The organism is Arthrobacter sp. MOO21 (assembly GCF_057369995.2).
The window spans coordinates 296,130-309,781 of sequence record NZ_CM170671.2; the positions used below are offsets into that span (position 1 = coordinate 296,130).

A 13,652-nucleotide genomic window follows, 5' to 3' on the forward strand; every position below is an offset into this window, starting at 1 on the left:
CAGGCCTACCCGGCGTAGGGATCGGCGATGCCGATGTACTGGGTGTAGAGGTATTCCTCGATGCCTTCGAGGCCGCCTTCGCGTCCCAGCCCGGACTGCTTGACACCGCCGAACGGTGCCGCGGCGTTGGAGATGACGCCGGCGTTCAGGCCGAGCATGCCCGTCTCGAGCTTTTCGCCCATCCGGATGCCGCGGTTGAGGTCCTTGGTGAAGACATAAGCCACCAGGCCGTACTCAGTGTTGTTGGCCAGACGCACCGCGTCGTCTTCACTGCTGAAGGTGATGATCGGCGCGACCGGGCCGAAGATTTCCTCGGACAGGATCCGCGTGCCCTCCGTGACCCCGGAGAGGATGGTGGGCTGGTAGAAGTAGCCCGGGCCCTCCACCGGTCCGCCGCCCAGGACGGCCTTGGCGCCGGAGGCAACGGCGTCGGACACCAGTTCGTGGACCTTGTCCCGGCTCTTGGCGTCGATCAGCGGGCCCACCTTGGACTCCGGTTCGGTGCCCCGGGCGGTGGTCATTTCCTTCATCTTCGCGGCGAACTTCTCCGCGAACTCGCCGGCGACCGATTCGTGCACGATGAAGCGGTTGGCAGCAGTGCAGGCCTCGCCCATGTTCCGCAGCTTGGCCAGCATGGCACCGGCGACGGCGGCGTCCAGGTCGGCGTCCTCGAAGACCACGAACGGGGCGTTGCCGCCCAGTTCCATCGAGGTGCGCAGCACGGTTTCGGAGGCGTCGGCCAGCAGGCGCCGGCCCACCTCGGTGGAACCGGTGAAGGACAGCTTGCGAAGACGGGAATCCTTAATCAGCGGCCCGGTGGTGGCACCGGCGGTTGAGGTGGGAATGACGTTCAGGACGCCGGCGGGCAGCCCGGCTTCCATCATGACGGCCGCGAACAGCTGGGACGTCAACGGCGTGAGGTTCGCGGACTTCAGCACCATAGTGCAGCCTGCGGCGACCGCGGGGGCGATCTTCCGGGTGGCCATGGCCAGCGGGAAGTTCCACGGCGTGATCAGCAGGCAGGGACCCACCGGCTTCTTGGTCACCAGCAGGCGGGACTTGCCATCCGGCGAGACGGAGTAGCGGCCGAACGCGCGGACGGCTTCCTCGGAGAACCAGCGGAGGAACTCGGCGCCGTAGGTCACCTCGCCGCGTGCTTCGGCCAGCGGCTTGCCCATTTCCATGGTCATCAGCAGGGCGAAATCCTCGGCCCGTTCGGTCACCAGGTCAAACGCCCGGCGCAGGATCTCACCGCGTTCGCGCGGCGGGACTTTAGCCCACGACTCCTGGGCCGCCGCGGCGGCGTCCAGGGCCGCGGCACCGTCCTCAGGGCCGGCGTCGGCAATGCTCAGCAGCACCTTCCCGGTGGCGGGATCCTCGACGTCGAACGTCTTGCCCGAAGCGGCGTCGCGCCACTCGCCATTGATGAGCAGCCCGGTGGGAACGGAGGCCAGAAGCCGGCTTTCGCGCTCGGCGCTAACGGCAGGCTGTGCGGTGACAGTCACGATGACTCCCTCGTCAGTAGGGTTGTGGCAGCCCGTGCTGCGGCCGGAGTGACCGGGCTCATTGGGCTGATTAACAGCCAGACTACTGCCGGGCCCGCCCGGGGTCTACGCCGTTGCGCACTGCCAAAACGCAGCGCTGCTGTGCAGCTGCACAGCAGCGCTGCGGCCGCGGACCCGTCAGCGGGCGGCAAGGACCGCCGCGTACAGCTCCCGCTTGCTGACCCGCACGTCTTCAGCGACTGCCGCCACGGCTTCCTTGAGCCGGATGCCCTGGGCCATCAGCTCGGTGACTGCCGCCACGTGGTCCTCGGGGGTTCCGGCCGCCTGCTCGGGCGCGCCGCCCAGCACCACCGCGATCTCGCCGCGGACTTCAGTGGTTTCCGCCCAGTGCAGCAGCTCACCGACCGTGCCCCGGATGACTTCCTCGTAGGTCTTGGTCAGCTCCCGGCACACAGCTATGGGCCGGTCCGGGCCGAACCTTTCACGCAGGGCCCGCAGCATTGCTTCGAGCCGGTGCGGGGCCTCGAAGAACACCATGGTGCGGCGCTCCCCGGCAAGATCGGCCAGGCGCGAGGCGCGTTCGCCGGCTTTGCGGGGAAGGAAGCCCTCGAAGCAGAACCGGTCCGTCGGCAGGCCCGACAACGCCAACGCGGTGAGGACGGCGGAGGGGCCGGGGACGGCGGTGACAGGCAGTCCTGCAGCGATCGCGCCTTCCACCAGCCGGAAGCCAGGGTCCGACACTGACGGCATCCCGGCGTCGGTCACCATCACCAGCGTGCTGCCCGCCCGGACTTGGTCCAGGAGGTCGGAGGTCCGGGACGCCTCATTGTGCTCGTGGTAGCTGATCACGCGGCCGGCGACGGTAACGCCCAGGCTCTGGACCAAGCGGTGGAGGCGGCGCGTATCCTCGGCGGCCACAATGTCAGCCGTGGCGAGCAGCTCGACCAAGCGGGCCGAGGCATCGCCCGTGTTCCCGATCGGCGTGGCGGCGAGCACGATGCGCCCCGCCGTTGAGGGTTCGGGAGCGGGGAGGGGGCTGGGGTTCTGGTCCACCCAACCAGCCTACTGCTGCCGGGTCTTCCAGCCGCAAAAGGTAGCATGGGGCTCGTGACGCAGACCTCGACGCGGCCGCCCGGGGCCGGTGAACCCACCCCTTCGGCCTCCTCCACCGGACCAGGGGCACCTGCGGCCCATACCTCCACCGCGGCCAGGCGTCCCTGGATCAGCCGGCCCGCGGAAACGTTCACCGTCGAAGCCCTGCAGGAAAGGCTCCTCGGCGCGACCCCTGCCTGGCGGGCCTATCCCCTGTCGCTTCGGCTCTGGTTTGTCCTAGTCCCGGTGCTGACTGCAGTGGCCGGGGGCCTGCTCCGGTTTGTCCGCCTGGAAGTCCCGCACAAACTCGTGTTCGACGAGACCTACTACGTCAAGGACGCCTACTCGTACCTGATCAGCGGGTACGAACGCAGCTGGCCGGACAAAGCCAACGATTCATTCAACGCGGGGGATCCCACGGTCCTGCTGGATTCCCCCGAATATGTGGTCCACCCGCCGGTGGGCAAATGGATGATTGCGGCCGGAATGTGGCTGTTCGGGCCGGACAACCCCTTCGGCTGGCGTTTCGCTGCCGCACTCACCGGAACACTGACGGTGCTGTTGGTTTCCCTGATCGCCCTGAAGCTGTTCCACTCACTCCCCCTTGCCGGCGCCGCCGGGCTGCTCCTCGCCGTCGACGGCCACCACCTGGTGATGTCACGTACCGCGCTGCTTGACGTCTTCCTGACGTTCTGGGTCCTCGCCGTATTCGGCGCCCTGCTGTTGGACCGGGACGACGGGCGGCGCCGCCTGGCCTGCCGGCTTGCGCAGGCTGCCGCTTCGAACGGCGGGCAGCCGACGGCCCGCATGCTGATGGCCGGACCATGGCTGGGCATCCGCTGGTGGCGGATCGCGGCAGGAGTCTGCACGGGACTCGCGGTGGGCACCAAGTGGTCCGGACTCTTCTTCCTCGCCGGCTTCGGGCTCCTGACCGTGCTCTGGGACCTCAACGCGCGGCGCGTGGCCGGCATCCGCGGCTGGATCAGCGGCGGCGTCATCCGGGACGGCCTGCCGGCCTTTGCAAGCATGGTCCCCGTGGCCGGAGCCGTCTATTCGGGATCCTGGACGGGATGGTTCCTGTCCGGCAATGCCTACTTCCGCCACTGGGCCGAAAGCAACCCGTCCGCGCAGTGGGGCTGGCTGCCAGACTCCGTCCGTTCCCTCGTCCACTACCACCTCGAGGCGTACAAGTTCCACCAGGGCCTGAGCTCCGAACACCCATACCAGGCGAGTGCCTGGAGCTGGCTGGTCATGGGGCGGCCGACGTCGTTCTTCTATGAATCCCCACCGCAGGGAACCCCGGGGTGCGCCGTGGAGAAGTGCACCTCAGCCATCCTTTCCGTGGGAAATCCGCTGGTCTGGTGGCCGGCGGCCATCGCACTGGTCGTCGTGCTGTTCTGGTGGGCAGGGCGCCGGGACTGGCGGGCCGGTGCCGTCCTGGCAGGTGTGGCCGCGGGGTACCTTCCGTGGTTCATGTACCCCGAGCGCACCATGTTCTACTTCTACGCCGTATCCTTCGAACCGTTCCTGGTCCTGGCGCTGGTGTATTGCCTGGGCCTGGTCCTCGGCAGGGCAACGGACCCGCCGTGGCGCCTGGCGCTCGGGCCTGTACCTGGTGGCCCTCTTCCTTGCCGCGGCCGTCCTGCTCTCGGCATTCTTCTACCCCATCTGGACGGCGGAGGTCATCCCCTACGTGGACTGGAAGGTCCGTATGTGGATGCCCTCCTGGATCTAGGGCAGGATTGCATGAGACCCCCTGAGGAGCCGCTGCCGCGGCGTGGCAGCGGAAACGGAGACCTGCTGTGAGAGAAGCAAGCACGGAACTGCTGGTTGAGCTTGACGCCGACAGCAACGTGACTGACCTGCTGCTGGAGCAGCATGCCGCCAATCCGGCCCATGCGCTGTACCGGCGGAAGGGGCCCAACGGCTGGGTGGACGTGTCCGCGCAGAAATTCCTCCAGGACGTCAGTGCCCTGGCCAAGGGCCTGATCGCCGGCGGCCTGGAGCCAGGGGACACGGTGGCAGTGATGTCCCGGACCTCCTACGAGTGGACCCTGGTGGACTTCGCGATCTGGTTCGCCGGCGGTGTCACCGTTCCCATCTACGAAACATCGTCCGCGAGCCAGGTGGAGTGGATCATCCAGGATGCCGGGGTGCGCCGCGTCTTCGCCGGCGACCGCGCCACGGTGCAGCTGGTCAACGGCGTTGTTGCCGAATCCGCTGCGCTGCGTGACCGCCTGGTCAACGTAGTGCGGATGGGTTACGACGGCGAGGCACCGGACCTTGCCAGCCTCGCCGCCGCGGGCGCCGGGGTCAGCGACGCGGAGCTGGAGCGGCAGCGGAGCCGGGCCGGGCTGGACGACATCGCTTCCCTGGTTTACACGTCCGGCACCACCGGAAGGCCCAAGGGGTGCGAGATTACCCACGGGAACTTCGCCCTCGTGGCCAAGAACATCGTTGCCTTCCTGCCGGAAATCCTCCAGGAAAGCAACGCCCGTACCCTGATGTTCCTGCCCCTGGCCCACGTGCTGGCCCGCGCAGTCCAGGTTGTGTGCCTCACGGCCGGAGCAACCCTGGGACACACCCCCGGGGCGGCACAGCTGCTGGAGGACCTGGGGACGTTCAAGCCGACCTTCCTGCTGGTTGTCCCCCGGATTTTCGAGAAGGTGCGGGCAACCGCGGCGCATAAGGCGGCTTTGGCGGGCAAAGGCCGCCTTTTCGAGGCCGCTGCCGCCGCCGCCATCCAGTACTCGCGGGAGCAGGACAGGCAAAGCCGGGGCGAGGGACCCGGGCCGGGGCTCTTCAGCCGCCTGCGGCATGCAGCCTACGACCGGCTGCTGTATCCGCGTCTCCGCCAGGCCCTCGGCGGCGAGGTGGGGTACACCGTGTCCGGTGCCAGCCCGCTGGCCTCGGAGGATGCCCACTTCTTCCGCGGCGTCGGCATCCCCGTCCTCGAAGGGTACGGACTGACCGAAACCACGGCACCGTGCACGGCCAATACGCCGTCCCGCACCAAGGTGGGGACGGTGGGGATACCCATTCCCGGGACCACCATCCGCGTCGCCGAAGACGGCGAGATCCTGGTGAAGGGCATTGGCGTCTTCAAGGGGTACCACGCCAACCCGGCGGCCAACGCCGAGGCTTTCGTGGACGGCTTCTTCCGGACCGGCGACTTTGGTGTCCTGGACGCAGACGGCTTCCTCACCGTGACGGGGCGGAAGAAGGACCTGCTGGTCACGGCCGGCGGCAAGAACGTGGCACCGGGCCCGCTGGAGGAACGGATCCGGGCCCACCAGCTGGTGGGGCACGCCGTCGTCATCGGTGACGGCAAGCCGTTCGTGTCAGCCCTGCTGACCCTGGACCCGGAGGGCGTCGCCAACTGGCGGTCGGAGCGGGGGCTGCCCCCGCTCCCCCTCCGGGAGGCCACCAGCGATCCCCAGATCCTTGCCGCCGTCCAGGAGGCCGTGGACCACGCCAACGAACTGGTGTCGAAGGCGGAATCGGTGCGCACGTTCGCACTCCTGGACACCGACTTCAGCGTGGAGTCGGGGCACCTGACGCCGTCGCTGAAACTCAAGCGGGCCGTCGTCGTCCAGGACTTCCAGGCGGAGATCGCCAAACTGTACGGCTGAGCTGCTACGCCGTCTCTGCGGCCTCGGGGCGCTCCTGGGCCGCCGGCCGCTCCTTGGGCGCCAGGCCGCGGCGCCGGCGCGTGGGCCAGGTGAGCACCACGGTCACCAGCGAGGTCACCAGCACAAGGCCGGCGATGGCGATGCCGGCGTTGATCCAGAACTGGCCCGGGAACAGCCTGATCAGCGTGTCATCGAGGCTGAACGTCCAGGACCCGTCGGCGAAGAAGATCCGGTGGAATTCGCTGAAGAACTGCTGCCAGCCCAGGGCCGCCAGGGTGCCGAGGCCAAGAATCAGCACCAGCGTGATGATTGATCCCGCGAACAGGCCGCGGCGGACGCCGCCGGTGCTCCGCTTGCGCAGGTAGAGGACGGCAATAAGTGCCAGGAGCAGCAGCGCGGCTCCGGCACCGAAGGTGGAGAGGATGACCACCTTCACGTCCGCCATGTGGCTGACTTCGCCATCCTTGAACAGTTTGTCGCCGCTGCGGTGCACCAGGTCGCCCAGGTAGCGGGGGCCCGCCCAGTTGCTGAGGTAGTCCACCGCGTAGGAGCCGTAAGTCATCCTGTCGTCGGTGCTGAAGCCGTAGCCGTCGCCGGGGAATCCGGGACGGTTGTACTCCACCCACAGGAAGAGCGGGCTGGTCACGGCCCGGACGGCCAGGATCAGGAGGATGAACGGGTAGGCGATGGCCAGCAGGACCTGCATGACGCGCGGGGCTACGGGGCGGGCGTTCGCGGCGCTCTCCCGCTGGGCGTTGCGGCGTTCCACCTCTTCCTCGGGCGGGCGGACGTGCAGCGCTGATGTGGGCAGTGGCTCCCGGAAAACCGGAGAGCCGGACTGGCCATCGGCCGCGCTGGAATTGTCGGCGCGCGAAGTTGCGCGCCCGGAAGGTTCGACGGCGGCTTCCGCGGCTTTGCGGTCAGCCCTGCTTTCTGGCTGGGCTGCCTTGCGCACGGCGGCACCGTCCTGCGTGTGGCGCGGGCCGGGCGCCTCCGTCCGGGTGGTGCCTGCTGCGGAGGCAGCGGCGGTGGCTGATGAGCCGGTGGCGGATGATCCGGCGGTTGATGAACCGGTGGCGGATGATCCGGCGACGGGGGCCGCGCCGGCTTCGGCGGAGCGTCCGGAGTCCTCGCCGGAGGCTTCCCCATCGGCGGGCTTCAGCCAGGAAAACGCGGGCTCGTCGGAGTCCCCGGACGTGTCCAGGAAAGGTTCCGGCTGCGGCGCAGCGCTTTTGGCGCGGGCCGGTGTTTCGTCGTTCACAGCAGCGTCACTTCCGTTGGGTTCCACGCCGGACCCAGTACGCCGGCGCGATTCATTTCTGTTGACGAGCCTACCGTCAGGGACTTCGGCACGGCGAGGAACCACCCCGGCTGGATTACAACGATTCAGGCAGCGATTTCTGCGTATCCGGAATCCTCGTCCCGAAGATCCCCGCGTTCCCCCGCCAGGTACGCCCGCTTCCCCCATACCAGGACGTAGGTCCAGTACGCTGCCAGCACCGACGCGCCGATGCCGATCCGAACCCAGGCCGGCAGCGGGCTGGGCGTCACGAACCCTTCCACCAGTCCCGAGACGAACAGGACCAGGACCAGCCCCAGTGCCACGGTGACCAGGGACCGCCCCTCCACCGCCACCGCGCGGCCCCTTGTCCGGGGCCCCGGCGAGACCATCGCCCAGAAGATCCGAAGGCCGGCGGCGCAGGCAACAAAGACGGCGGTGAGCTCCATGAGGCCATGGGGCAGGATGTAGCTGAAAAAGACGTCGGACTTGCCCGCTGCGGCGAAGATCCCGGCGGCAATTCCCACCCCTTGGGCGTTGCTGAACAGGATCATCGGCACCCAGATCCCGGTGATTCCCAAGGCCACGGCCTGTGCGCTGATCCAGGCGTTGTTGGTCCACACGGCGCCGGCAAAGGAGGCCGCCGGGTTTTCGGAGTAGTAGCCAACGAAGTCTTCGTTGACATACCGGGCGGCCTCCGCCTCGGAGGCGACTGCCCGGAGCGCTTCCGGGGATGTGCCCAGCCAGGCGGCGTAGGCCGCGGCTATGAGGACAAAGGCGGCTCCGCAGGCCAGGGTGAGCCATGTCAGCCGGTACAGCGCCGCCGGCAGGGCCACCACGAAGAACCGGGCGAGGTCCGCCATCGTGTTGGACCGTGCACCGGTGAACCGGGTCCTGGCCAGGGCGAGGGTGGCGGACAGTGATGCGGACAGCCCGCTTTCCGGAGCCACGGAGCGGATCAGGGACAGGTGGCCGGAGACGGCCTGGTACAGAGCCAGCAGCTCATCGGCTTCGCGGCCGGTGAGCCTGCCTTTGGAGGCCAGGTTCTGCAGCCGCGCCCATTTGTCCGCGTTGACTGCGGAAAAGGCGTCCATATCCACGGCCTCAGCCTAGCGTCCCGCATTAGACTTTGACCGTCCACACCAGCACCGCGAAGAACAGGGACGCAGCGTGAGCCTGATAGTCACCGGTGAGGCCGTAGTCCTGGAACTGCGGCCTGCGTCCTTTGCCGCGCGGGCGTTGGGCCTGGCCATCGACGTCGTGTTCCATGCGGTCCTGCTGGTGGCAGTCCTGTGGGGCCTGTCGGCGGCTGGGCGGGACCTCGATGACGCAGCCGGGCGCGCCCTGGTCCTCACCGGCGTCGTGTTTTCCCTGGTGGTGGTGCCCGTGGGGCTGGAAACGCTGACCCGGGGCCGGTCCCTGGGCAAGCTCGCCACTGGATTGCGGGTGGTCCGCGACGACGGCGGCGCCATCCGGTTCCGGCATGCCGTGATCCGCGGACTGACTGGATTCCTTGAGATCTATCTGACGTTCGGCGGCCTGGCACTCGCCGTCGCGCTCTTCAATGACAAATCCCGGCGGCTCGGAGACCTGCTGGCCGGAACCTACTCCGTGCGTGGCCGGGTTCCGGTTGAGCGCGCTGCTGCGGTCTTCGTTCCGCCAGCCCTCCTGCCATGGGCTTCGACGGCGGACATCGGCAGGATCCCCGACGCCACGGCGCGCCGTGCCGCACAGTTCATCCGCCAGGCGGGCCGCATGGCGCCGGCGTCCAGGGCGGCGATGGCAGCGTCGGTCGCCGCGGAACTGTCAGCGCACGTGGCTCCGTCTCCGCCACCAGGGACGGGGCCGGAGGATTTCCTGGCCGCCGTCGTCGCCGAGCGCCGGAACAGGGAGTTCAGCAGGCTGGCCCAGGCCCGCCGCCGGAACAGCGCTGTGGGCGAGCGGCTGCAAAAGCTTCCCTTCGGCGAGTGACTTAGTTGTCGTACTCGTTCCAGGGGATGTTCCAGTCCCCGTAGCCGTCGTCGAGGGCTGCGAAGTCGCCTTCGGTATTGATGATCTGGACCACGTCCCCCGTGCCCATGTTGTCGAAGACCCAGGCAGCGCCGTCGGGAGCGAAACCTATGCAGCCGTGCGAAACGTTGGTGTTGCCAATGTATGGGAAAGCAGACGGCAGAGCCTGGTGGATATACGCGCCGCTGAGGGTGAGCCGGATGGTGTATTCGACGTCCACATCACCGTAGTAGGCCGGATCATCCGGCTTGAGCCCGATGCTTGAGGCCCGGAAGTGGTCATAGCGGTTCTTCTCCATCAGCACTGCGTAGCCCTTGGCCGACGGGAAGCGCTTGTCCCCCATGCTGACAGGGAGCGTCTTGACGGGCTGGTCGTTGACGCTGAGCGTGAAGGTGTGTGCGGTGGCATCGGCGACCGCCACCTTCTTGTCACCGATCGAGACGTTCACCTTCTTGTTGAAATTGGCGATCTGTCCGTTGCCCAGGTCCACGCCGAACAACTGCATGTCCATGGAGATGGTGGAGTTGGCGGTCCAGAAGTTCTCGGGCCGGTACCGGACCATGGTGTCGCTGTGCCAGTGGAACGCTCCCACCTGGCCGGCACTGCTGGTGACCTTGATGGCCTTTTCCACGGCCTCGCGGTTGACCACCGGCTCGCTGAAGATGATCTGCAGGGGCTGGCCGACGCCCACCTTCATGCCGTTCAGTGGGTAGACGGCGGCATCTGCCTCATGTGAGCTGGACACTGTGCTGAAGGACTGGGTGGTGCTGGTTTCCCGTCCGGCACCGTCCTTGACCACGTACGTGTAGCTGTATCCGGTGTTGAATTCGAGCGGGCCGGACGCAGACCATGCCGTCCTGTTCGCATCGATGCTGCCCTCGACGGTCTTGCCGGCGGTGCTGGTCAGGGTGACGCGCTCAATGGTGCCGTTGCCCACCTTCAGGGAGACAGGAGCGGCAGGGTTCACCTGCTTGGCGCCGTTGGCCGGCGCGGCATCCAGGCGCACCGGCGGCACCACGGGCGAAGCGATGCCTGGCGAAGTGCGCAGCGCCGATCCGGCTTCGGATTCCACGGGGCCGCCTGCCAGGCCCGGCGCCACGGCGGCGAAAACCCCGCCAACGGCCGCCAGCACGCAGACGGCAGCCACGGCAAGGATCTGTTTCACGGTCCCCCGGCGCCGGGGCTTCACATCAGGCTCCATCTTTCCGATCCTAGGCGCAAAAAATAACGGCCCGGGCGCGTTGCCGCGCCCGGGCCCTTACATCTCAGTAACGGTAATGCTCCGGCTTGTACGGGCCTGCGACGTCGATGTCCAGGTATTCGGCCTGGTCCTTCGTCAGCTCGGTGAGTTCCACGCCCAGTGCGTCCAGGTGCAGTCGGGCAACCTTCTCATCCAGGACCTTGGGGAGGACGTAAACCTCGTTGGCGTACTCCTTCTGGTCCTTCTTGGTCCACAGTTCAATCTGCGCGATGGTCTGGTTGGCGAAGGAGTTGCTCATGACGAACGACGGGTGGCCGGTGGCGTTGCCCAGGTTCAGCAGGCGGCCCTCGGAGAGGACGATGATGGAGCGCTCGGCGTCCGAGCCACGGTCAAAGACCCACTCGTGCACCTGGGGCTTGATTTCCACCTTTTCGATGCCCGGGATCCGGGCCAGGCCGGCGATATCGATCTCGTTGTCGAAGTGGCCGATGTTGCCCACGATGGCCTTGTTCTTCATGGCCGCCATGTGCCGGGCCATGATGACGTCCTTGTTGCCCGTGGTGGTGATGAAGATGTCGCCCTGGGCGAGCACCGACTCCAGCTTGGCCACCTGGTAGCCGTCCATGGCTGCCTGCAGGGCGCAGATGGGGTCAATCTCGGTGACGATGACCCGTGAGCCCTGGCCACGGAGCGCTTCCGCGGCGCCCTTGCCGACGTCGCCGTAGCCGCAGACCACCGCAACCTTGCCGCCCATCAGGACATCGGTGGCGCGGTTGATGCCGTCGGGCAGGGAGTGGCGGATGCCGTACTTGTTGTCGAACTTGCTCTTGGTGACGGAGTCGTTGACGTTGATGGCCGGGAAGAGCAGCTTGCCCTGCTCCGCCAGCTGGTACAGGCGGTGGACACCGGTGGTGGTCTCCTCGGTAACGCCCTTGATGGTGGCTGCGGTGCGGGTCCACTTCTTGGGATCGGCGTCCAGCGAGCGGCGCAGGACATCGAGGAAGATGCCGTATTCCTCGGAGTCGGTGGGATCAGCGGAGGGCACGTTTCCGGCAGCTTCGAACTCCACGCCCTTGTGCACCAGCATGGTGGCGTCGCCGCCGTCGTCCAGGATCATGTTCGGGCCCAGCTCGGGATCGGTGTCGGCACCGGGCCAGGTGAGGATCTGTTCGGCCGTCCACCAGTACTCTTCGAGGGTTTCGCCCTTCCAGGCGAACACCGGAACACCCTGCGGATCCTCCACGGTGCCCTTGCCCACCACAACAGCGGCGGCGGCTTCGTCCTGGGTGGAGAAGATGTTGCAGGAAGCCCAGCGCACTTCCGCGCCCAGGGCGGTGAGGGTTTCGATCAGCACGGCGGTCTGCACCGTCATGTGCAGGGACCCGGCGATCCGCGCACCCTTCAGCGGCTGGCTTTCACCGAACTCCTCGCGCAGGGACATCAGGCCCGGCATCTCGTGCTCGGCCAGGCGGATCTGGTGCCGGCCGGCTTCCGCCAGGGAAATATCGGCAACCTTGTAGTCAAACGTCATGGGTGGTCCTTTGCTTCATCCGGGCCCCGTCCGGTTCCCGTGCTGCTGGGTCTGAAAATCGTGCGGGCTGAACTATTGCCTGGCGGCGCCGGGATCGTGCTGGTCCGATCCGGCCGTGGCTGCTGCGGCCAGCAGTTCCGGCGGCAGCAGCAGGGGGATTCCATCCTCGATTGGGTAGCGGTTCTTTACCCCGTCTTCGCCGGCCGTGGTGGCCACCAGCTCTTCGCCTTCCTGGACCAGGGGCGAGCCGGTCACGGGGCAACGCAGGACGGACAACAGCTCGGGACTGATCTTTGGCATTTGTTCATGCTCCCTGGCGGGCGCGCTCGCGCCGGTAGCGGAAAGATGTGCAGGTCCAAGCCTACCGCCAGATGGGCGTCAGGACGGTTCGCGGAGGACCCTCAGATGCCCGCGGCGCACCCCTTCAGCACCTGGCGGCGCCTCGAGCGCGGAGTGGTGCCCGCGCTGCGCCGGCGGCTGCACCTCGGGGGGAAGGGCCGCGGCATCCCGCACGGCGTTGGCAAGGGCCAGCAGGTCGTCCGGCCCGGGCTGCTGCGGCGTTGACGGCATTGCCAGGCGCAGGACTTCCCAGCCCCGGGGAACTGTCAACGAGTCGGCATGCTGTTCGCAGAGGTCATAGCAGTGCGGCTCGGCATACGTGGCCAGCGGACCCAGGACTGCGGTGGAATCCGCATACACGTACGTCAGGGTGGCTACCGCTGACTGGCGGCAGGCAGACCTTGAACACTGACGTATAGCTCCCACGACATCCCAGACTACCCGGTCGCGCCAGTTAACCCGCGCATTGGCGCCCGGTGGGACACACGCCTTTCCTGCCCTGGAGATGTATCGCGTAAATCCACGCCCGGGTTTAGAGTCAATATATGCAGTCATCGAACCATGAATCAGGTTTTTCGGTCCGGTTGGCTGACCCGGTTGGTCCGGGCACGGAGCCCGTGGGCCGAAGCTTCTCAAGGCGGCGCCGCAACCGCCATGGACGCGGCCTCCGCGGTGAGGTGGTTCTTCCCACCCACCCCGGCCACCGGACACGGTCCGACCGTTTCGACGACATGGTGCTGGACTCCGCCCAGCGGTTGCACGATATCTGGGGTAAAACCCTGGACGGCGTACGGTTCGGCGTCGACGAGATACCGCCGGACCTTGAGGAACTCGCAGCGAACGCAGCCCCGGTGCCCATGGGCTCCTACACACCCGCCGCTGGAGGGGAAGGACCGATGATTACGGTCTACCGCCGCGTGGTTGAGCAGGCATGCTCAACTGTGGAGGAACTCCAGGACCTGGTCCATGACGTGGTGGTGGAGCACACAGCGGAGATGCTGGGCGTCGCTCCCGAGACCCTCGACCCCGTCTATCGGCGGCGTTACTGACGAGGGCCCGCAGG

11 protein-coding genes and 1 pseudogene are annotated in these 13,652 nt (G+C 67.4%); 4 read left to right on the top strand and 8 right to left on the bottom strand.

All coding sequences use genetic code 11. The features are described from left to right. Nucleotides 1–5: 5 nt before the first annotated feature. Together AC2JAJ_RS01270 and rsmI are read right to left on the bottom strand one after the other, a co-directional pair. Nucleotides 6–1,505: an NAD-dependent succinate-semialdehyde dehydrogenase gene (locus AC2JAJ_RS01270; RefSeq protein WP_221383957.1), complete on the bottom strand. Its 1,500-nt coding sequence runs from the start codon at nucleotides 1,503–1,505 to the stop codon at nucleotides 6–8. Between the two features lie 177 nt (nucleotides 1,506–1,682). Continuing rightward, the gene (gene rsmI / locus AC2JAJ_RS01275) at nucleotides 1,683–2,558 is read right to left on the bottom strand and encodes a 16S rRNA (cytidine(1402)-2'-O)-methyltransferase (RefSeq protein WP_221383958.1); all 876 of its coding nucleotides are present in this window, start codon (nucleotides 2,556–2,558) and stop codon (nucleotides 1,683–1,685) included. Between the two features lie 45 nt (nucleotides 2,559–2,603). Between rsmI and AC2JAJ_RS01280 the strand changes: the two are divergent. Both AC2JAJ_RS01280 and AC2JAJ_RS01285 read left to right on the top strand, forming a co-directional pair. Continuing rightward, nucleotides 2,604–4,332: pseudogene (locus AC2JAJ_RS01280) on the top strand (dolichyl-phosphate-mannose--protein mannosyltransferase). 67 nt (nucleotides 4,333–4,399) lie between these two features. Then, complete coding sequence (locus AC2JAJ_RS01285) at nucleotides 4,400–6,229, top strand: AMP-binding protein (RefSeq protein WP_501053308.1); 1,830 nt, start codon at nucleotides 4,400–4,402, stop codon at nucleotides 6,227–6,229. Between the two features lie 4 nt (nucleotides 6,230–6,233). On the opposite strand, the gene AC2JAJ_RS01290 is transcribed toward AC2JAJ_RS01285, so the two are convergent. Both AC2JAJ_RS01290 and AC2JAJ_RS01295 read right to left on the bottom strand, forming a co-directional pair. Next, a complete protein-coding gene (locus tag AC2JAJ_RS01290) occupies nucleotides 6,234–7,490 on the bottom strand; it encodes a TIGR01906 family membrane protein (protein ID WP_486414567.1) in 1,257 nt (418 codons plus the stop codon). 125 nt (nucleotides 7,491–7,615) lie between these two features. Further along, nucleotides 7,616–8,608: a stage II sporulation protein M gene (locus tag AC2JAJ_RS01295; RefSeq protein ID WP_473693141.1), complete on the bottom strand. Its 993-nt coding sequence runs from the start codon at nucleotides 8,606–8,608 to the stop codon at nucleotides 7,616–7,618. A 70-nt stretch (nucleotides 8,609–8,678) separates the two neighbouring features. Here AC2JAJ_RS01295 and AC2JAJ_RS01300 point away from each other — a divergent pair, with 70 nt between their 5' ends. After that, a complete protein-coding gene (locus tag AC2JAJ_RS01300) occupies nucleotides 8,679–9,479 on the top strand; it encodes an RDD family protein (RefSeq protein ID WP_473693143.1) in 801 nt (266 codons plus the stop codon). 1 nt (nucleotide 9,480) lies between these two features. Here the strand turns inward: AC2JAJ_RS01300 and AC2JAJ_RS01305 are convergent, their stop codons facing one another. From AC2JAJ_RS01305 to AC2JAJ_RS01320, 4 genes are all read right to left on the bottom strand, one after another. Further along, complete coding sequence (locus tag AC2JAJ_RS01305) at nucleotides 9,481–10,719, bottom strand: L,D-transpeptidase (protein WP_486414566.1); 1,239 nt, start codon at nucleotides 10,717–10,719, stop codon at nucleotides 9,481–9,483. Nucleotides 10,720–10,783: 64 nt separating this feature from the next. Further along, on the bottom strand, nucleotides 10,784–12,250 hold the full coding sequence (gene ahcY / locus AC2JAJ_RS01310) for an adenosylhomocysteinase (RefSeq protein ID WP_501053309.1): 1,467 nt from the start codon (nucleotides 12,248–12,250) through the stop codon (nucleotides 10,784–10,786). A gap of 72 nt (nucleotides 12,251–12,322) precedes the next feature. Beyond that, on the bottom strand, nucleotides 12,323–12,550 hold the full coding sequence (locus tag AC2JAJ_RS01315) for a Trm112 family protein (RefSeq protein WP_486414564.1): 228 nt from the start codon (nucleotides 12,548–12,550) through the stop codon (nucleotides 12,323–12,325). Nucleotides 12,551–12,628: 78 nt separating this feature from the next. Further along, nucleotides 12,629–13,015 carry a DUF3499 domain-containing protein gene (locus tag AC2JAJ_RS01320; RefSeq protein WP_221383967.1) on the bottom strand — a complete coding sequence of 129 codons (387 nt, stop codon included), beginning with the start codon at nucleotides 13,013–13,015 and terminating at the stop codon, nucleotides 12,629–12,631. 119 nt (nucleotides 13,016–13,134) lie between these two features. Between AC2JAJ_RS01320 and AC2JAJ_RS01325 the strand changes: the two genes are divergently transcribed. Then, entirely contained in the window at nucleotides 13,135–13,638 is a 504-nt protein-coding gene (locus AC2JAJ_RS01325; protein ID WP_486414562.1) for a metallopeptidase family protein, read from the top strand. The last annotated feature ends 14 nt before the right edge of the window (nucleotides 13,639–13,652 follow it).